This is a genomic window from Paraburkholderia sediminicola, assembly GCF_046027825.1.
In the GTDB taxonomy this organism is placed as follows: Bacteria; Pseudomonadota; Gammaproteobacteria; order Burkholderiales; family Burkholderiaceae; genus Paraburkholderia; species Paraburkholderia sediminicola_D.
The window spans coordinates 1-18,279 of record NZ_JAQQDU010000052.1; the positions used below are offsets into that span (position 1 = coordinate 1).

Here is an 18,279-nt window from a genome sequence, read left to right on the forward strand (position 1 = left end):
GAAATTTATAGAGTGATTCGAGCTCGTAGACGTGCGTTTTGTGACCGAGCTTGTATCGTTGGATGATCTCGCCGGCTCGGTCGATCCGGCTGATCGCGTAGCGCGGGACGCCGAGGATCCCGGCCGCCTCGGTCGCGCTTACGCGTTTGCCTTTTACAAGGTCCATGTCACACCCCGGTGTTTGCGCGTGAGTTCTAGGAGTTGGCTTGCTGTTTCGGTCATACTAGGATTTGCAACAACCACGAGGGAGGCACATATGTCGAACCACACGCTTTTTGAAGAGAATGGTTATTTCGCTTGGGCTGTCGCTGCGGAGTTGCCGAACGGAAAGTGGGAAGCCTTCGTCTTTTTCGAGCGAAAGGTCAATCATGCGAGACCTGTTGTACCGGCGGTGAAACATCGCTTGATTACAGAATTCGGCTCCCGGGATGAGGCGACGTCTGAGGCTGGCGCGTGGGCTCTTGAGCGAATGCAGAAGAATGAAACCAAGCTCGAGCTTTGCGGAGATTGGTACGAAATGGGGAACGGATAAGGTCACGTGGCGTCCGTCCGAAATTGGACCACCCACACCCAGGGGTTCGCATCCCATCCATAGCCGCGCGCGGCGTTAAGGTTGTCCCACAGACATTGATACGACTCGCGCGCGGTTTCGGTGCCTTCGCCGTTGTCATATTCCCATGAGCCTGAATGGACGCCTTCTGCGATCGCGTTCGCTCCGCCTATGTCCTGCAGCCGTTCGATGCACACGTTCGTGATTTCGAGCTCAAGGCGGCATGCCCAGCGCGGCATATGGATCGGCGGAACTTGGGCTCCCACTAGGCCGCGGTAAGCATTCAGGTCAATCCACTGCTCGGCCGCCGTGCGCGAGTTCTTGATAGGGACAAAAGCTCCATCAGCCTCATAGCGAACGCCATCCTGTCCGCCGGGAAGTTCCTCTGCACGGCACGTCTCGCGCACCCACAGCTTCTGACCTTCGGCATACGGGCAGCAGATCGCCTTCGTACCGAGCGACTGTGCGTCTGCGACTTCGGTTGCTTTGATGACGCGGCGCGTCTGCGTCTTGCTGCCGTCGAGCAGCGCGCGCACCATTGCGCCACTGAAAAGGATAGGACGTTCCTTCATGCTACGATCACTCCAGAAATAGGGAGAACGCCATGACCCAGCGCACGAAGTACTTGCACTTTTGGTATGAGATCTCGACCACTTCGGCAGACCCGAATGGTTCGAAATGGCAGGGTGAGCTGCGGCTCGGGAAAGACTTGGCGGACGGAAGGCAGGAGCTTATTTTGGACGGGCGCCTGGTGCCGGGCTACTTCGATACTGAGTCGCAGGCTCGGGACGCCGCCGACGCGTACGCGCGCGTATATATCGATCAGCTCTGACAACGATCCGTCAACAAGTGTCGCGCGTTCGAACATCGCTACTCCGCGGAGATTGGTGAAGTTTTGAGTCATGCTAGGATTCCTCAAAAACCTCGAGCGAGACCTTCATGGCCAGCCACAATTTCTCGTACAAGGAATTCAACTACAGCGTTTACGTGACCCAACAAAAGGACGGACGGTGGGACTGGGCATACACGTTTACCAAGCCGCCCATTTATTGGAAGAACCCGGAGACGCTTGTGGGAACTTCGGAGCAGGCGATTGAAGAGGCGCGTTTTGACGCGGAACGCCGCATCGACGCGATGAAATAGTGCCGTGTATCCACGAAGGTCGTCTGGTCGAACATCCTCTATGCTCCGTTCATCTACGTCGCTGGCGGCGATATGCCCCTTGGCGATCAGGTTGCGCCGCCACTGCGCGGCGTATGGATCGATCTCGTTGTAGTAAGCGCCGCTCATATGCGTCTCTGCTTCAGTGGTGTATCAGGTTCCGGCGCTGCGCAGTCTCGTGCGCGGCGCTCCAGGGTTTGCCCTTCGTCTCTCGGCGGCCTAGACTGGCTTCGATGTCAGACCTTTGGGGAGGCGCATGGAGACCGAAACCTACATGTACAACGACCGCGTGATCTCGCTTGAGATCAATGAGCGTCCGCGCGGGAAATTCTCGTGGTGGTACACGATCGACGGTCAGCACTTCACCGAGTGCCGTGGCCTGCGCGCGCGTAGCGCAGCTATTGCGCTTGGCGAGGCCAAGCATGACGCAGAGCGGAAAGTCGATCGACTGCTTGCTGGTAGTCTGAATGCGTAATTTGCTCATGCTCGCCTCACTCAATCGGTTGGGGTTCAAGTTGCTTTCGGACCGCTGCTGCGCGTGACTGCGAGCAGCCCAGGAACCTGCGGATCTCGGTCACAGTGCCGCGCAGTTCGCCAGCGGCGATTGCGGTCGTGACTCGGGTAACGTCGTCGGCCTGCTCGACTACTGGCAGGCGAAGCACCGGGGCGGACTCGACCGCGACCGGCTGCGCGACTGGTGCAACGACGTGACTTTCTGCCGTGACTCGCTCCGTTACTTCGGTGTTACTCCCTTGCTGGGCGGGTGCGGGCCGCAGAGCGAGCAGCCACGCAAAGCAGGCGACGCCTTCGAGCACCGCGGCGAACGCGAGGCCTGCGACCAGATCGGCGTGCGCGGTAGGTAGGCCAAACGCGGTCAGGGCGCCGGTCACCGGATCGGCCATCCCTGCGGCGCGTGCTGCGGCGGCGCTGTCTTGCGCAGCCTCGGCGCGCTTCGCCTGTTCCGCTTCGACCGTCAGGGCATCGGGCCGGGCCATCAGCGTCGCCCGCTCAATCCGGACGGTCGCGCACCGGTCACCGCATCGACGTTCCGTGACTCGCGCCAGTTTCGCGACTGCCCCGGCGCGGTCGGCGGCGATCTCAGCCAGTCCGCGACCCTGCGTCACGACCACTGGCACCGCGGCGGCGCCGGGCTGCGCGAAGTGCCACGACTGGCTGGACAACAGCGGCGCGCCGTTCGAAAAGAAGTGCGTGGCGTTCGACGACGCGCTAGCTCGTTGGGAGCCGCGGCGCGCTCGCAAGATGGGATTAACGATGCTGGAGGCAGCGTAATGGAGGTGTTTGTGAATGTTCCGTTGAAGTCGCTGCGTCGCGTTCGCGGTCGTGCGCAATCGGCGTATCACGGGGCTTGGTTCAAGGTTGCGCGGCTGTATGGGCCGGTGCGCGAATCTAATGACCGCGGCACGATGGGGCGCGGCTATATCTGGGCCGACATTGAGATTGGTGACGACTTGAGGGAGCACGTGTCGACTGCAGGCTTCAAGGCCGATGGAACCATCCGTGTGCAAGTGTGGGTGAATACGCATCGAAAGACGCTGGCAGCGTTTCTCGCCAGTGGTGATCTGGAATGGGACGTCACGGAGGGCATCTTGAAGAATCTTGTCCTGACTATCTCGCTCGCGGCGCTCTTGAGCGCCTGCACAGACGAGAAAACCGCGCGGCGCGCACTCGACGCCGCAGGCTTCACCGATGTCAGCGTCGAAGGCTACGGCCTATTCGATTGTGCTGAGAGCGACCAATTTCATACGCGGTTCGCTGCAACGGGGCCGACCGGAAAGCGCATCACTGGCGCGGTGTGTTCGGGCCTTGCAAAGGGTTCGACGATTCGTTTTGACTGAGGTGAAACATTGAGCGCACACGCATACATCCAATACGGCGACGTCCCCGACGAGTTGACGTCGTTTGGTCGCCAGCACACAGATGAGGCGACTGGCGCGAAGCTGATTGCATTCGAAGACTGCCCGTTCAGCGGCAAGCTGGATTGGACCGAAAACGGCCTGCAGATCGAATATGCGTGGCCGCACAGCCTAGAGCTGCGCCATGCGCTCAGCGACTGGTTCACGTATCACGGCATTCACTTCACGGTGGTTATGTGACGGCACGGCCGCGTGGCCTGTATCGCGATCCGGTCGAGGCACTGATCGCAATTGAGAGCGTGACATGCAAAGGCTGTCCGCACGAACGAATCTACGAATTTCTCGGTGCTATGCAAACGATCTGCGCAATTGGAATGATGCACGGCGAACGTTGCGAACAATACGGAAAGAGGCTACCCAATATGACGACAAACGCCATTGCAGCAGACGAGATCGACGCTGTGCTCACCGAGTGGTACGAGTGGAGTCAGGCATACGAACTCGCGCTCGGACATGGTCGCGTGTTGGCGAGCTGCCGCGACTTCAAAATCAGTAATCAATGGATGGACTATGACGACCTTTCCGAAGTCGTTGATCGTCAATTGCGCATCGCAACTGGCGAGGCTGTCGATCCTCTCATCCAGAAGTTGTCGCTCGCGCACCGCGTGGCCGTCATGACCGCGTGCCGCAACTTCGTCGCTGGGGCGGTGGTGTTCCGCAATCCGCGCAGCCCGGCCGCGCAGGACGCCGATTACGCCGATGCCAAGCGCGCGCTTCGCCCCGGCCTGCTGGCGAAATCTCTCATTTGAGTCGCTTAAATAAGCGTAGCTACAAATAATAGTTGCAGTTGTAATTAAACGTAGCTACAATTATTCGCATGGACATCACCTACGACACCGCAAAGAACGAATCGAACATCGATAAGCACGGTGTTTCGCTCGAAATGGCAGTAATGTTGGACTGGTCCGAAGTGATGGCCTACGTCGATGCGCGGCGCGACTACAAGGAGGTGCGCGAAGTTGGCTTCGGCGTCATTGATGATCGCCTTTTCTGCGTCGTGTTCACACAGCGCGGCGACGCAATGCACATCATCAGCATGCGAAAGGCGAACAAGCGCGAGGTGAAGAGCTATGAACAAACGTAAGATTGTCATGCCGACGGACGAAGAGGACGCGGCAATCAATCGCGGCATTGCCGCTGATCCGGACACGTACGAAGTGTCGGACGAGGACTTCAAGAAGATGAAGCGCCTCGGCGCGCGCGGGCGACCGCGTCTCGAAACGCCGAAGGTGCTTCTGTCGGTTCGGTACGATGCGGACATCGTTGAGACGTTCAAGGCGACTGGCGATGGTTGGCAGACGCGCATGAATGATGCATTGCGTGACTGGCTGAAAGATCATCACCCTGCCTGAAATAAGGCTTGTAAACCCGGCAATCTTTTGCTAATGTTTCGCTCGTGGTGAGTTCGCTCGTCCAAAGAAAAGCCCGCACGGTTAGCGCCGCGCGGGCTTTTTCTTTACTCTTGCGCCTCGCCATCGGTCGGCGATTTGTCTCTCGCTTCGATCATTGCATCAGCCCACGCATATGCGGACGCTGCAACTGAACTCGCTGATCGAGGAATGGTGTTAGATGTTGTCGGCCTAGAGAGCAGGCCCTGTCGCTTGCACGTTTGACGTTCCCGCCGTTGACGCTCTCAGGTACTGGAAACGCGTACCCGCCGTCCGGTTTTGTCATCGTTTTTTCTCCATGTTCGCCGGCCCTTCCGGCGCAACGATTCTACCTGCCCACCATGAACTTCAAAGCCATCATTCAGAAGATCGCCTCGTGGTTCAGTGGCGAGGCGAAAGCGATCGAAAAAAACGTTATCGAGAAGGCGCAGTCTGAGTTCGGCACGCTGCGCACCGTTGTCGAAGACGGTCGGACGTATATCGCCGGAATTGGCTTTGACGTTGCTGGTCGCTGGGTCATTACGAAAGACGGTGAATTCACCATTCAATCAAAGCAACCCGAGGTAGCCATGAGCGCTCCCGCAGCAGACACCCAAGCCGCAACCGCAGGCAACAACGTGAACACCGCGGTTCAGATCGCGCTCGCGCTGAAGTCCGTCGATACGTCGCTCACGGTCGAGCAAGTGCAGGCAGGCACGAACGCCGCGCTCGCCGCGCTGTATCCGGCTGCTGCGTAACACCACATGCCGCGCCTTCGCACATTGCCGACTCGATTGCAGTCACTGCCGAGTCGCGTCGTCATTGCAGAGGTTGGTTCATGGCGCGCTGGTAAGACGAGTAGCTCTGCGCGCGGCTACGGCTACGACTGGCAGAAGTTCCGCGCCAAGCATCTCGCCGAGCATCCGCATTGTGTGTACTGCCTGCGTGATCTCGGCATGGTGGGCATGTCACCAGACGATGTCATTCTCACATGTGCCGAGCGCGGCCTACCTGAGCCGCTTGGCACAATCGGCGATCACATTACTCCGCACCGAGGCAAAGAAAGCCTGCGCCTTGATCTGAGGAACATCCAAACGCTGTGCAAACCGCACCACGATAGCGAGAAGCAGCGTGCGGATCGGGAGGTGGGTTGACGCGGGAGGAAGCTGGCGCGGAGCGGAGCAACATAAAGAAAGAGCGCGCTGATTTCTCTAAGAAGCAGGCCGATAAACAGACGACAAAGCTTGACGCCGATTCGTTTGTGTTGTTCTAGTTCGATACTGGCTAGCGACTTCTTGGAGTGCGACATGTCAAAGTGGTCCGTTAAGGCTTCTGAAATGCTTCGATTCTTCGTCGAAGATACACACGCGGTATGTCTTGGCGGTGCCGCAGCGGGACTACTTGTTTTGGTGACGTTAGCCACTATCCCGAGCGACCAAATTGACATGCAACAGCGAACGGCGGCCACCGGAGCGGGTTGGGCACTCGTGAGCTTCGTTTCGGCGTGGCTCTTGGGGGAGCGACCGCTGCATCGCAGCGGCGACGGATGGCTCGAGATTCTGTTTTTTGGTCTCGTTATGCTGTTGGCATATTTCGGGTTCATCTGTCTGGCCGGCGGGTGTGTTGCGCTCATGGTGCACTTCAAGATGACGCCACTCGAACGAGGCGTGATGGTCTTCATCGGTTTGTTTTCCCTAGTCTGGTATGCAGTCGCCAGCTTTGGCGATCCGTCTGCTTAAGCTGCTTGCCGCGGCAATGTCCCGCAAGCTTGTTCTGCCGAGGTCTGGCAGGCGCAGCAGTCTACTTGTCGTCCCCGTGGCTCCTGTGCCGGGGGGAATCGAAACTTTTGGTATTCGAACCGTCTAGACCGACCGTTCCCGCACGCGCAGAAAATTTTCCCTTTTGAGGATTTTGTTAATGGCTTTAACAGCGAAAAAAAGGCTTTTCGCCGACGCTGTTTTGGCCGGCAAAGCCAATAAGGACGCGGCAATCGCGGCAGGTTACAGCGCCGCGACGGCATCGGCGGCCGGTTCGCGCCTTGTTAAAGACAAAGATGTGGCCCTTTACATGGCCGCGCAGCGAATTGAGCAGGAATCGAAGGCTGCTGCGGCGGCGAAACCTGCCATTGATCGATCGCCGCCACCGGATTTCGATCCGTATGTGGTGACGAACTTCACCGATCCGAAGGCTTTTCTGGTCGCCGCGATGAACGACGGTCGGACCGAGCCGAAACTGCGCGTTGACGCCGCAAAAGCGCTGATGCCGTTCGTGCACGCAAAGATCGGCGAGACCGGCAAGAAGGACGCGAAGGGCGTGGCCGCCGAGAGGGCCGCGAACAAGTTTGCGTCACTGGCGACGCCGAAACTCGTCGTCAATAACCGGAAGTAACGGATGGAATGGTCGACAGCGTGCCCGGATTGGCCCGATCGGCTTCGGTCTGGTCGCTCGATCATCCCGCCACCGATCTTTCCGGAGCAGGCCGAGATCGCGCTCAACGTCTTCAAGCAGCTCAAGATCGTCGATGCGCCGGGTAGTCCGACGTTTGGCGAGTCGTGCGCGCAGTGGGTGTTCGATCTCGTTGCGTCGATCTTCGGTGCATACGATCCGGATAGCGGGCGGCGGCTGATCACCGAGTGGTTTGTGTGCATCCCGAAGAAGAACAGCAAGTCGACGCTCGCTGCCGGGATCATGATGACCGCGATGATCCTCAATTGGCGCCAGTCGGCCGAGTACGCGATTCTGGCGCCGACGATCGAGGTTGCGAACAACAGTTTTGCGCCGAGCCGGGATATGGTGAAGCACGAGGAAGACCTCGACGAACTGTTCCAGGTGCAAACGCACATCAAGACGATCACGCATCGCGTCAGTGGCGCGGCGCTGAAGGTCGTCGCCGCCGACGCAAACACGGTCAGCGGTAAAAAGAGCGTCGGCACGCTGATCGACGAGCTTTGGCTGTTCGGCAAGCAGCCGAACGAAGAGGACATGTTGCGCGAAGCGACCGGCGGTCTCGCGTCGCGGCCCGAAGGCTTCGTGATTTACGCATCGTCGAGGCGAGGTCCGCCCGCGCAAGGCTTTGCAACATGACCTGTTTTGACGCCTGTACGGCGAGCGGCGCACACGCGAGAATCTGTTGCGCCAGCGTGCGCGCACGGTTCATCAATTCGGCCGCTGGTACGATTTCGTTGAGCAAGCCGATGCGCTTCGCTTCTTCGGCGGAGATCCGTGTGCCGGTAAGGACGAGCGCCATCGCGGCCTTCATGCCGATCTGGCGCGGGAGGCGTTGCAATAATCCGCCGCCCAATGCAGCGAGTCCGACGCGAGGTTCTGGCAGCCCGAATTGCGCGTGATCCGCCGCAATACCAAGGTCGCACGCTGCGAGAATCTCCATGCCGCCGCCGAGGCACAGACCATTTATCACTGCGATCAGGGGTTTCCACAGGTCGAAACGGTGCGTGATGCCGGCAAATCCGGTCGATGGCTTCGTGTGGTCGCCCGTCGAATCAAGCGCTTTCAAGTCTGTGCCGACGCAGAAAGCGCGCTCGCCCGCACCCGTCACAATCGCGACGCGCAACGACGGATCAGCGGCGTAGCGATCGAACGCATCGGCGAATTCACGGTGCGCGTCCAGATGCAGGGCGTTGAGGACTTCGGGCCGATCGATCGTCAAGGTCAACAAGGGACCATCGACCTGGTAGCGGCAATAGCGATAGGTTTCAGGTGTCATCGACGTCCTCCGGACGCGTCAATCGAGGGGCACAGTAAGCCGGTCGATCACCGCCTGCGTCTGCGGTCGCACGCCGCGCCACCACGAGAACGCTTCGGCAGCCTGTTCAACGAGCATCCCGACACCGTCCGCGATACCCAGTACACCCGCGTTGCGTGCGAGTCGCAGAAAAGGCGTTAGGCGCTTGCCGTAGGCGAGCTCATAAGCTGCTCCCGTCGGGCCGAATACGCCCGGTGGTACTGGTGGGAGGTCGCCGGTGAGGCTAGCCGACGTCGCATTGACTACCAGGTCAAAGCGCCCCATCGCCTCGAGGTCGCCATACCCGCATGCGACGAGAGAATCGCCTGTCGCGACTTGTGCGACCAGCGCCTTGACCTTCGCGACATCCCGGTTTGCAACAACGAGTTCAGCGGGATGCGCCGCGATGAATGGCAGCAATGCGCCCCGTACCGCGCCCCCCGCACCGAGAAGCAGCACGCGCTTGCCGACCATCGGCAGTTTCAGATTGACTTCGATGTCCCGTACGAGGCCGACGCCATCGAAGTTCTCGGCAATGATCCGGCCGTCCCTGAAGCTCAGCGCATTCGCCGCGCCAGCCAGCGCCGCCCGCTCACTGCGTTCGTCGGCCATCGCGAACGCCTTCAGCTTGAAGGGCGCAGTCACGTTCATGCCTTTGCCGCCTCCGGCGATAAACGACCGGACGGTCGCAGCGAAAGCGTCGTGCGGCTCCAACGGTCCTTCGATTGCCGTGTACGACATGTCCTGCTGCGACGCTTCAGCAAACAGCCGGTGAATCAACGGCGATTTCGTATGGCCGATCGGATTGCCGATCACTGCGTACTGGTCGCTCATCACGGCCTCACTTTCGAATACAACACGCCGTCGGTCTGCATGGCGTCTATCTCGGCCGCACCAAAGCCAAGTGACGCTGCCACTTCCGCATTGTGCTGACCAAGGTCCGGCCCGACTTCGCGGATGGTTGTGTCACAGTCGGAAAAGCGGAATGGCAGATTCGGCAGGCGCAACGTTCCGAAGCGCGGGTGTTGCTGCTCGACCACCATGCCGCGCGCGATGATCTGCGGGTCGGCAAGCACCTCATCGATGCGCTGCACTTTCGCGCAAGGCACGTCGATGCTGTCGAGCAGTTCCAGCACCTCAGCGACCGGCCGTCCGGCAACCCAGGGCTTCACCACCGAAAGAATTTCCAGACGATTGGCATTACGCCCGTTCAGCGTGTGGAATCGCGCATCCGTACCGAAGCCGGCAGGTCCGCCATGCATCTCGACGAGGGCCGCGAAGCGCTTCCACGCCTCGTCTACTTGCGCGGCGATCACCAGGTCACCATCCGCGGCACGGAACACGCCATAGAGCGTTGACGTAGGCATGTCATGACCGGTCTGCTCAGGGACGATGCCTTGCATCGTGTAGCACTGCACCGCGTATTCATGCATCGATACAAGCGTGTCGTACAACGCCATGTCGATGTGCTGTCCACGACCGCTCTTTACGCGACCCAGCAGCGCGGCATTGACCGCCGCCACCGCATGAATACCGGTGTACATGTCACCGAGCGAGATGCGCATCAGCGGCGGCGGCTCTCCGGGATTGCCAATCATCTGCATGATCCCGCTCTTCGCCTCTGCGATCAGGCCAAAACCGGCACGGTGCGCGTCCGGTCCCGTGTGGCCGTAGGCGGAAATAGAGCAGTAGACAAGCCCCGGATTGCGCGCCGACAGTTCGTCGTAGCCGAGCCCGAGTTTGGTCAACGCGCCGGGCCGGTAGTTCTCGACGAAGACATCCGCCGAGTCGCACAGGCGCTGCATGAACTCCTTACCACGCGGGTCGCGCATGTTGACGCTGACGCCGCGCTTGCCCATGTTCAGTTGCAGAAAATAGGCGCTTTGCTCATCGTCGAGCACGGTGGCGTGCTGACGTCCTGCGTCGCCGGTGCCCGGCCGTTCAACTTTGATCACTTCGGCGCCAAGCGCCGCGAGACAGCGCCCGACATAGGGACCGGCGAGAAAATGGCTGTAATCGACGATGCGGATACCTTCAAGAGGACGTGCTTGCATCAGAATGCCCCCGGTCGGCGCGGCACCATCAGACGGTGCTCGCCATGCTGGACGACCTGGCCGTCCTGATTGATCAACTCCGACGGCAGTACGACAATGCCCCAGTCCGGACGGCTTTTGCTTGCCCGCATCGTGCCAACATGGAATTTCACGTGCAGTACGTCGTTGACCTTGATCGGCAGATTGAAGTCCCACGTCCAGCCGAGCGACATGCCCGGCAGAAAACGGTATTCGCTTTGGGTCTTGAGCCCATCGGCAATGGACAAACCGAACAGGCCGTGAGCGACGATCGACCCGAAGTGGCTTGCGTTCGCGTATTCCTCATCGACGTGGACAGGCGTGTGGTCTCCAGTGAGGTCGGCATAGGCCAGAATGCGTTCTTTGGTGACCGTATAGGTCGGACTCACGCACTCGTCACCTTGGCGGGCGTCATCCCAGTATTTATCGACAATCGTCATGTCAAAGCTCCGCACGCGGGTTGATGTCCAGTGCGCGTGCCACGCACGAGGCGGGTTTGGCCTGGATCAGTTCGACAGCGAGGCCGTCCGGCAAACGCAACCAGTTGCGTCCCTGTGGCATCTCGGTGACGTCGTACCGCCGCGCCGCGACGAGCGCGGCTTCCATGTCTTCGCACATGATCCCAAGGTGACCGAGCCGACCCTCTGGCGCGTCGTGGTCGGGGTTATGAATGAACTGCAGACCTCCGAGCGTCCAGTACTGCCGGGGTTCATTGATGGTGCCGTCGACCTCGCGCATCGTCATGCCGAGCACGTCTTCGAAAAAGTGGATGTGCCAGTGAATGTCTTTCACCCAGATGGCGACGTGCTCCAGATAAGCTTTGCTGCCGTTCATGCGGTTGTCTCCTGTCGTTGTCGGTCGGCCATAGCACGCTCGATGCCCTTGATACAGGCGACCAGCGTCGCGTTGACTGGGGTCGGCACACCGTGCCGTTGTCCCCAGCGCACGACCGCGCCGTTGATAAAGTCGATTTCGGTGATGGATCCTTTTTCGAGGCTTTGCAGCATCGAAGTCTTGAAGGCCGACGGAAGTCCTTCGCCTGCGAGCGTCCACGCGCGTTCAGGATCGAGTATGGAAAGGGCCACGCCCGCGGCCTCGGCGACCGCCATCGCTTCGGCGACCGCTGCGAGTGCAGCCGTCTTCAGAAGCGGTTCGTCGTAAAGCTGGCCGTATGTGAGCCCGGTTGTGCCGGTCAGCGCGCCAGTCGCGACATTGACCAGCAGCTTGTCCCACATCGTGCCGATGATATTGGCGCTGACCGTCGTGTCTAATCCGGAGGCATTGAACGTTTCGGCGATCGCATTCACGCGGGAGGTAATGCGGCCGTCCAGTTCGCCAATGTGGGTCGCTTTGCCGGCGACGCCAGACTCGATGTGCCCCGGATTGCGCATCACGCCACCGACATAAGTCTTGCCAGCCAGTACCCGCTCACGCCCCACGACATCGGCAAGCACATCTTCGTGTCCGAGGCCGTTCTGCAATGACAGGACGAGCGTTTCGGGCCCAATTAATTCCAGTGCGCCGCGCATCGCAGCATCGGTATCAAATGACTTGACCAGCACGACGACCAGATCGACGACGTCGGCTTCAGCAGCCCGTGTCGTGGCGTGCACTTTCACGCGACGGGTGCCGTTCGTATCGTCTACCTGTAGGCCGTCACGCCTCATCGCCTCAACGTGAGCCGCCGAGCGGTTCAGCAACCAGACCTCGTTGCCGCCTTCGGTCAGCGCCGCACCAATCGCACAGCCCAGTGCACCCGCACCTAGAATCGCAATCTTCACTGCCGTCTCCTTAACATGGAGATCAAGATACAAGTCGGGGATCATGTCGGCAATGCAATGGATTCAATGATGTCATTGCGCTAGGCAATATCGCAGAAGACCACGTCACCCGACCGCGTCATCGTTAGGTCGAGTCCCTTCACAGGCTGGCGCTGGTACAGACCCGATTGGCCCACCGTCACAGGCAGTGGACTTCCTGGCGAAGCCGGGCGCGTGCGTGTAGCAGCACGGTGCCGATCCCGCTAATGGCAATCACCAGCATTCCCAAGGCGGTCCAGATGTCGGGGACCTTGCCAAAGAGCGCCCAGCTAAAAAGCGTCGCGAACGCAAGTTGTGCGTAGCCGAACGGGGTGAGCAGGGCGAGCGGCGTTCTGCGTAATGCCTGTAGCATCAGCAGATGGCCGAAGGTTGCAAGTGAGGCCATCAGGAGAACCAGGAGCCAACTGCCGACCGTCACCTTGCGGATTTCAGGCAGAAGGTCCGCTTGATCGATCCATAGAAGACCCACGAGCGCGATGCTCGCAACCAATGCGGTAATAAAATTGGTCGTGATGGGGTCTCCCGCCGTCGACAGTTTGCTGGACACGACCTGAAAGCATGCGAAGGTCGTGGCGGCGCCGATAGGGAACGCAACGGTCCAGCTAAAATCGCCGCTGCCCGGCCGCACGACGATCAGCATGCCGATGAAGCCCAGAACGACCATCGACCATTTGCTTTTCGGCACGTCTTCGTTGAGCAGGGTGGCTGCAAGCAGCGTTGAAATCAGCGGCGCCATCATCGCCAGCGAGGTGGTGACCGGGAGCGGCAAATAGCGCAGGCCCGCAAACGTGCAGGCCGAGTTGAGAAGGAGAAAGAGCGCGCGCAGGATTTGCAGCTTCAGCATGCCGGCGTTGCGAAAATGATCAATGCCGCGCCTCGCCTGCCAGGCGCCAAGGGCGATGGCCTGGAAACTGTACCGCCCGAGAAGGATAGCGACGAGCGGCGCGCCGGCGCCGATGACCTTGACGACGGAATCGCTCGCAGCAAACGTTGCTGTCGTCGCGATCATCATCAGAACGCCGGCTTCGGCGGTCATCGGGAGTGTGATCTGGCGTTTCAAATTGATGCCTGCGGTTAGGCTGCCTGATCAACAGCGGTGGAATTTCGGCAATGCACGTTCTGCGTATGAACAACGGTTGCCGGGACGCGCCCAGACTTTCGTCGCAATGCAGACGCTCGGGCGCAAGCGCCTGCATTGCTCGCTAACGTGCCTGCATGGCGGCCTTTGAAACGTTTATATCGTCCAGGGTTTGTGCCCGTAGCTGATCGTATTGATCCTTTGGGATTGGAAGCGCCCGGGAATTGCCCAGATCATCCAGTCGCACACGATACGTCTCACGCGCACTCCACGCGGCAAGCGCGGAGATGATCGTCAAACCAAAAGTGATGGAGCCGACGATGAGTGGAATATTGTTCGATCCAGGCGGAGCGACGGCTGCGAAGAGTGCCGGAAGCAGGGCGGTAATGGTCGTGCCGAGGTTCTGCGCGATTGCCATTGCCGAGACACGTGAACGGGTCGGGAAAAGCTCTGGGTAGTAGCTTGGAAAGATCGCGTTATAGCCCTGATAGACCACGCCCCACATGAGAATCGACATGATGAACGCGAACGGCAGGCTGTGAATGCTGATCGCGTACAGATACCCGAATGAAAGCAGACCGGACGATAGTGCGCCAACCATGATCGGGATTCTGCGGCCGATGCGATCGGAGAGATTGCCGACGTACGGAATGATCAGGACAGCCACAATGTTTCCGACCACCGGAATCCACAGATACACGCTTTTGTGAAAGCCGATGCCATACGAAGCCTGAACCGCGTATGCCGCCCCGAAGATCGTTGCGACCACCGGGATGACATTCATGAACGCCATGCCTACGACGCGGATCATGTCGCGCCAGCTGTACTTGAACGCCTCGAGAATCGGGGCGCGCGCGACCTGGCCGCGTTCGTCTTCTTTCGCGAAGGCTGCCGTCTCCTCGACTTCGCGGCGGATGATATAGCCTGCCAGCAGTACTACTGCGCTTAGCAGGAAAGGAATGCGCCATCCCCACGATATGAACGATTCTTCAGGCATGTAATACGCAAGCGGCAGAAACACGGCGGCGGCGAGAATCTGCCCAGCCTGCACACCCTGCAGCGTGAAGCTTGCGAAGTAACCGCGTCGGCCAAATGGCGCCTGCTCCATGATCATCGAACTGGCACCCGAAATTTCGCCGGCTACGGCGAAACCCTGCACGAGGCGCAGGATCACGAGCAGAGTTGGCGCGAGCATGCCGACCGAATGGTAGGTCGGTAGAAGTCCAACGGCCATGGTGGAGAAGCCCATCATGAACATACACAGCAGCAGGACGGTTTTGCGTCCTTGCGTATCGCCCCAGTGACCCAGAAAAAACGCACCAATAGGTCGGGCCACATAACCGACACCGTAGGTCGCGAGCGACGCGACGATGGCAATTTTGGGGTTTCCTGCGGGGAAGAATATTTGCGGAAAGATGAGCGCCGCGGCCTGCGCATAAATGAAGAAATCGTAGTACTCGAGCGCCGAACCTATCCAGCCGCTTGCTCTCGCCTTCTTTGCTTGCCTGCGTTGCTTCGCAGCGGCGGCCCCATCGCCTCTGCCGCCCGGTGACAGCGATTTCCTTTCCATGAAGTCTCCTGATTTTTAGATTGACCGGAGCAGCATCGCGGCTGCATGCTCGGTGGTTCCTTCTTGACCTGAAGTTCAAGATACGAGGGGACGTTCATTCTCGCAATGCTATGATCGCAATGACGTCATTGCGTTGAACAATAGTCCTATGAGCTCAACAGAACTTCCTGATCTGAAGCTGCTGCAGTTATTCGATCTCCTCTACGATGTCCGCAGCGTCACCCGCGTGGCCGAGCAACTCGGACAGAGCCAGCCGACGATCAGCATCTGGCTGGGGCGTTTGCGGGAGCATCTCCAAGATCCCCTGTTCATACGAACGCCGGCTGGCATGGCGCCGACGCCACAGGCCGATGCACTGATCGGCCCTTGCCGGGAAATTCTGGAGTCGCTGCGGCGCTTTGCAGCGTGGGAAATTGCGTTCGATCCCGCCACTGCGAAACGGCGCTTCCGTATCTGCATGACCGACGCCAGTCACATCACGCTGCTACCGCGAATGTTGGCGCACGTGCGCGCGCAGGCACCGGGTATACGCCTGGAAGCTGCGCGTATCGACGGCAATACCGAACGGGCACTGGAATCGGGCGAGGCAGACCTGGCAATTGGTCACGTGCCTTGGCTTGGCGGTGGGGTTTATCAACAGCAGCTTTACATGCAGGATTGGGTCTGTTTGACGAATCGTCATCATCCGCGGCTGAAGACCAAACTCGGATTGAAGCAGTACCGCGCCGAGGGACATGTCGCGATCACTGCGGGGACGGGCGCGCAACTGCTTGAACAGGCGCTGGTGCGCGAGCATATCGAACGCGATGTGGTGCTGGAGTTGCCCGGGTTTCTCGGACTCGGCGCTATCATCAAAAGCACGGACCTGGTTGCGACACTGCCTCGACACATTGGCGAGACGTTAGCAAAGGTCAATGATCTGGCCGTGCACCCTTGCCCGGTTCCCGTGGATGGGTTCGCGGTTCGGCAGCACTGGCATGCCCGATATCATCATGAGGCGGGAAACCGTTGGCTGCGTGGTCTGGTCGTGCAGTTGTTTGGCAGTGCGGGTTGACCACGGATTGCCCGTTCGTGACGACGTACGCCGTGTTTGCGACCCGCCGCGCGTATGACTTCATGCACCAGGCCACCGCTGAAGATTCGGCGGCGGTCGGTCGCTAGTGCGCGGCTTCGATTACGCTCCAGACGCGCTCGTCGGACTCGCCCATGAATCGTCTGGCAATTATCGCCCGGCATCTATCGCAGCGATAATGTTCGAGCGCGAGCGCACCGTTGCATTGCGCCACACCAATCAACGTGATGCCGTCTTGTCTCTCAACATCAACGGGCCGTCCGTCAATGTCGGCACATCCGTTGCAGACTTCCATGGCGCCTCCGGAATCACATCGCCGTCATTGGCAAGCGTTCACACCCATCGCGCAAAAGAGGCCCGCGCCAGGCGGGCCAAACTGATGCACCCACCGAGGAGACAACGCGGACCAAATTAGTATCCGACTACGCAGAGCGCCTCGGCAAGCGCGAAAAAAATAAACAAAGAGGGTACGAGTAGGGTGTCTAGATGATTGAGCTTGACGAAGCCGGCATGAGACCACACCGGCTTTCGACATTACAAAAACTCGAGCACGTTGCCTGCTACCTGTTTTGCGCCACACCCATTGCCGATTGTGCGCCGAGACTGCTGCGTGCTTGCTTGACGTCGTCGGCTGAGACCGACGCCGCCGCGTTGCCCCAGCTATTGCGCACATAGGTCGAGATGGCTGCGATGTCGCCGTCCGTCAGCTTCCAGCTGAAGTTCGGCATGGCCGCGCCGGTCGGGTTGCTTTGCGTTACGGCCCCCCGGCTGCCGATCAGGATCGTCCGCAGCATGTTGGCCGGGTCCGGCGCACGCACACTCGCGCTATCCGCGAGCGACGACACCATGCCCGTCACGCCCTCACCCGACGAGCGGTGGCACGCGGCGCAATTCGCCGCGAAGAGCGAGTGACCGAGCGTCATCGTCGAGTCGCTTGCGCTGAGCGCCGCCGGCGCCCTGCGGTCCGAGCCGGGGACGCTTTTCAGATAGACGCCAATCGCATGCAGGTCCGCTGGGCTCATGTGCTGTAGCGAGTTCGTCACCGCTTCGGCCATCGGGCCCGACGCGACGCTGCGCTGATTGCTGCCCGTATGCAGATACTCGACGATGTCCTGCGTCGACCAGTTGCCGAGACCCGTGTAAGGATTGCTCGTGATTTCCGGCGCAAACCAGCCCTGCAATGCGCCGCCCTGCAACGCAGCCTTGTCGCCGCCGAGGAAGTTCTTCGCGGTGTGACAGGACGCGCAGTGACCGAGCCCTTCGACCAGATAAGCACCGCGATTCCATTCCACCGACTGCCTGTCGTCATTCCTGAATGACGAGTTGTCGAAGAACGGCAGGTTCCAGCCGAACATCAGCATGCGGATGTTGAATGGGAAGGGCAATTGATTCGCGTCGACCTTGTTGTTTACAGCCGGGACGGTATCCAGATACGCCTTGATATCGCGAAGATCCTGATCGCTGACCTTCGCATAGGCCGTATACGGCATGGCCGGGTACAGGAATTCGCCGTGCTTGCCGCGGCCTTCCTTTACGGCGCGAATGAACTCGGCGTCGCTCCAGGTGCCGATGCCGGTTTCCTTGTCGGGCGTAATATTGCTCGCGACGATTTTACCGAACGGCGTTTCCAGTGGCAGGCCGCCTGCGAAGGGCTTGCCGCCTTCGGCCGTGTGGCAGGCGATACAGTCGCCGGCGCGGGCCAGGTACAGGCCGCGCTTGACGGCGTCCGAATCGGAGGAAGAAAGCGGCGCGGTCTTCGGAGAAGGCGCGTTCACTGCGGCTTGACTGCTGACGTTGCTCTGGGCGTTAGGGTTGTTCTGCGCGTGCGCATCGCCCGCATGATCCCACGCGACGAAAGCCGCGGCAGCGAGTACCGCCGCGCTGAAAGAACCGATGAGTGTCCTGGTGCGCAC

The 18,279-nt window shown here is 59.9% G+C and carries 26 protein-coding genes and 1 pseudogene; 15 read left to right on the forward strand and 12 right to left on the reverse strand.

The features are described 5' to 3' along the window. Positions 1-256: 256 nt before the first annotated feature. Positions 257-532: a hypothetical protein gene (locus PQQ96_RS25465; protein ID WP_408297814.1), complete on the forward strand. Its 276-nt coding sequence runs from the start codon at positions 257-259 to the stop codon at positions 530-532. A gap of 2 nt (positions 533-534) precedes the next feature. Here PQQ96_RS25465 and PQQ96_RS25470 read toward each other — a convergent pair whose 3' ends face one another. Further along, entirely contained in the window at positions 535-1,089 is a 555-nt protein-coding gene (locus tag PQQ96_RS25470; RefSeq protein ID WP_408297815.1) for a hypothetical protein, read from the reverse strand. 65 nt (positions 1,090-1,154) lie between these two features. Here PQQ96_RS25470 and PQQ96_RS25475 point away from each other — a divergent pair, with 65 nt between their 5' ends. The 3 genes from PQQ96_RS25475 to PQQ96_RS25485 all read left to right on the forward strand — a co-directional run bounded on the left by PQQ96_RS25475 (position 1,155) and on the right by PQQ96_RS25485 (position 2,186). Next, positions 1,155-1,382: a hypothetical protein gene (locus PQQ96_RS25475; RefSeq protein ID WP_408297817.1), complete on the forward strand. Its 228-nt coding sequence runs from the start codon at positions 1,155-1,157 to the stop codon at positions 1,380-1,382. 107 nt (positions 1,383-1,489) lie between these two features. Continuing rightward, the gene (locus PQQ96_RS25480) at positions 1,490-1,693 is read left to right on the forward strand and encodes a hypothetical protein (RefSeq protein WP_408297819.1); all 204 of its coding nucleotides are present in this window, start codon (positions 1,490-1,492) and stop codon (positions 1,691-1,693) included. A gap of 274 nt (positions 1,694-1,967) precedes the next feature. Continuing rightward, on the forward strand, positions 1,968-2,186 hold the full coding sequence (locus PQQ96_RS25485) for a hypothetical protein (RefSeq protein WP_408297821.1): 219 nt from the start codon (positions 1,968-1,970) through the stop codon (positions 2,184-2,186). A 16-nt stretch (positions 2,187-2,202) separates the two neighbouring features. Here PQQ96_RS25485 and PQQ96_RS25490 read toward each other — a convergent pair whose 3' ends face one another. Beyond that, positions 2,203-2,613, reverse strand: coding sequence for a hypothetical protein (locus PQQ96_RS25490; RefSeq protein ID WP_408297823.1), 411 nt, complete (start codon positions 2,611-2,613; stop codon positions 2,203-2,205). A 30-nt stretch (positions 2,614-2,643) separates the two neighbouring features. Here PQQ96_RS25490 and PQQ96_RS25495 point away from each other — a divergent pair, with 30 nt between their 5' ends. From PQQ96_RS25495 to PQQ96_RS25540, 10 genes are all read left to right on the forward strand, one after another. Continuing rightward, on the forward strand, positions 2,644-3,567 hold the full coding sequence (locus PQQ96_RS25495) for a hypothetical protein (protein WP_408297825.1): 924 nt from the start codon (positions 2,644-2,646) through the stop codon (positions 3,565-3,567). A 9-nt stretch (positions 3,568-3,576) separates the two neighbouring features. Then, positions 3,577-3,825, forward strand: a complete 249-nt coding sequence (locus PQQ96_RS25500; RefSeq protein ID WP_408297827.1) for a phage portal protein — start codon at positions 3,577-3,579, stop codon at positions 3,823-3,825. Then, positions 3,822-4,394 carry a hypothetical protein gene (locus PQQ96_RS25505; RefSeq protein WP_408297829.1) on the forward strand — a complete coding sequence of 191 codons (573 nt, stop codon included), beginning with the start codon at positions 3,822-3,824 and terminating at the stop codon, positions 4,392-4,394. Before PQQ96_RS25500 ends, PQQ96_RS25505 begins: the two co-directional genes overlap by 4 nt. 68 nt (positions 4,395-4,462) lie before the next feature. Beyond that, the gene (locus PQQ96_RS25510; RefSeq protein ID WP_408297830.1) at positions 4,463-4,729 is read left to right on the forward strand and encodes a BrnT family toxin; all 267 of its coding nucleotides are present in this window, start codon (positions 4,463-4,465) and stop codon (positions 4,727-4,729) included. A 7-nt stretch (positions 4,730-4,736) separates the two neighbouring features. Continuing rightward, on the forward strand, positions 4,737-4,997 hold the full coding sequence (locus tag PQQ96_RS25515; protein ID WP_408297938.1) for a BrnA antitoxin family protein: 261 nt from the start codon (positions 4,737-4,739) through the stop codon (positions 4,995-4,997). Positions 4,998-5,269: 272 nt separating this feature from the next. Then, on the forward strand, positions 5,270-5,770 hold the full coding sequence (locus tag PQQ96_RS25520) for a hypothetical protein (protein WP_408297832.1): 501 nt from the start codon (positions 5,270-5,272) through the stop codon (positions 5,768-5,770). A gap of 6 nt (positions 5,771-5,776) precedes the next feature. After that, positions 5,777-6,166: an HNH endonuclease signature motif containing protein gene (locus tag PQQ96_RS25525; RefSeq protein ID WP_408297834.1), complete on the forward strand. Its 390-nt coding sequence runs from the start codon at positions 5,777-5,779 to the stop codon at positions 6,164-6,166. Positions 6,167-6,319: 153 nt separating this feature from the next. After that, complete coding sequence (locus tag PQQ96_RS25530; RefSeq protein ID WP_408297836.1) at positions 6,320-6,751, forward strand: hypothetical protein; 432 nt, start codon at positions 6,320-6,322, stop codon at positions 6,749-6,751. 178 nt (positions 6,752-6,929) lie between these two features. Beyond that, positions 6,930-7,400: a terminase small subunit gene (locus PQQ96_RS25535; RefSeq protein ID WP_408297838.1), complete on the forward strand. Its 471-nt coding sequence runs from the start codon at positions 6,930-6,932 to the stop codon at positions 7,398-7,400. A 3-nt stretch (positions 7,401-7,403) separates the two neighbouring features. Further along, entirely contained in the window at positions 7,404-8,096 is a 693-nt protein-coding gene (locus PQQ96_RS25540; protein WP_408297840.1) for a terminase large subunit domain-containing protein, read from the forward strand. Here the strand turns inward: PQQ96_RS25540 and PQQ96_RS25545 are convergent. The 8 genes and pseudogenes from PQQ96_RS25545 to PQQ96_RS25580 all read right to left on the reverse strand — a co-directional run. After that, a pseudogene (locus PQQ96_RS25545) lies at positions 8,095-8,736 on the reverse strand (enoyl-CoA hydratase-related protein); the annotation flags it as partial. The gene PQQ96_RS25540 and the pseudogene PQQ96_RS25545 sit on opposite strands and share 2 nt — an antisense overlap. An 18-nt stretch (positions 8,737-8,754) precedes the next feature. After that, positions 8,755-9,588: a shikimate dehydrogenase gene (gene aroE / locus PQQ96_RS25550; protein WP_408297842.1), complete on the reverse strand. Its 834-nt coding sequence runs from the start codon at positions 9,586-9,588 to the stop codon at positions 8,755-8,757. Then, a complete protein-coding gene (locus PQQ96_RS25555; RefSeq protein ID WP_408297843.1) occupies positions 9,588-10,808 on the reverse strand; it encodes a CaiB/BaiF CoA transferase family protein in 1,221 nt (406 codons plus the stop codon). The genes aroE and PQQ96_RS25555 overlap by 1 nt, the downstream gene beginning before the upstream one ends. Then, complete coding sequence (locus tag PQQ96_RS25560; RefSeq protein WP_408297845.1) at positions 10,808-11,266, reverse strand: MaoC family dehydratase; 459 nt, start codon at positions 11,264-11,266, stop codon at positions 10,808-10,810. The genes PQQ96_RS25555 and PQQ96_RS25560 overlap by 1 nt, the downstream gene beginning before the upstream one ends. A 1-nt stretch (position 11,267) precedes the next feature. Beyond that, positions 11,268-11,660, reverse strand: coding sequence for a VOC family protein (locus PQQ96_RS25565; RefSeq protein WP_408297847.1), 393 nt, complete (start codon positions 11,658-11,660; stop codon positions 11,268-11,270). Next, positions 11,657-12,607, reverse strand: coding sequence for a ketopantoate reductase family protein (locus tag PQQ96_RS25570; protein WP_408297849.1), 951 nt, complete (start codon positions 12,605-12,607; stop codon positions 11,657-11,659). Before PQQ96_RS25570 ends, PQQ96_RS25565 begins: the two co-directional genes overlap by 4 nt. 178 nt (positions 12,608-12,785) lie before the next feature. Beyond that, positions 12,786-13,682, reverse strand: a complete 897-nt coding sequence (locus PQQ96_RS25575) for a DMT family transporter (RefSeq protein WP_408297940.1) — start codon at positions 13,680-13,682, stop codon at positions 12,786-12,788. Positions 13,683-13,848: 166 nt separating this feature from the next. Continuing rightward, the gene (locus PQQ96_RS25580) at positions 13,849-15,294 is read right to left on the reverse strand and encodes an MFS transporter (RefSeq protein WP_408297851.1); all 1,446 of its coding nucleotides are present in this window, start codon (positions 15,292-15,294) and stop codon (positions 13,849-13,851) included. Positions 15,295-15,442: 148 nt separating this feature from the next. Here PQQ96_RS25580 and PQQ96_RS25585 point away from each other — a divergent pair, with 148 nt between their 5' ends. Continuing rightward, positions 15,443-16,348 carry a LysR family transcriptional regulator gene (locus tag PQQ96_RS25585; RefSeq protein ID WP_408297853.1) on the forward strand — a complete coding sequence of 302 codons (906 nt, stop codon included), beginning with the start codon at positions 15,443-15,445 and terminating at the stop codon, positions 16,346-16,348. Positions 16,349-16,451: 103 nt separating this feature from the next. Here PQQ96_RS25585 and PQQ96_RS25590 read toward each other — a convergent pair whose 3' ends face one another. Then, positions 16,452-16,661: a hypothetical protein gene (locus tag PQQ96_RS25590; protein WP_408297855.1), complete on the reverse strand. Its 210-nt coding sequence runs from the start codon at positions 16,659-16,661 to the stop codon at positions 16,452-16,454. Between the two features lie 265 nt (positions 16,662-16,926). Beyond that, a complete protein-coding gene (locus PQQ96_RS25595; RefSeq protein ID WP_408297857.1) occupies positions 16,927-18,279 on the reverse strand; it encodes a c-type cytochrome in 1,353 nt (450 codons plus the stop codon).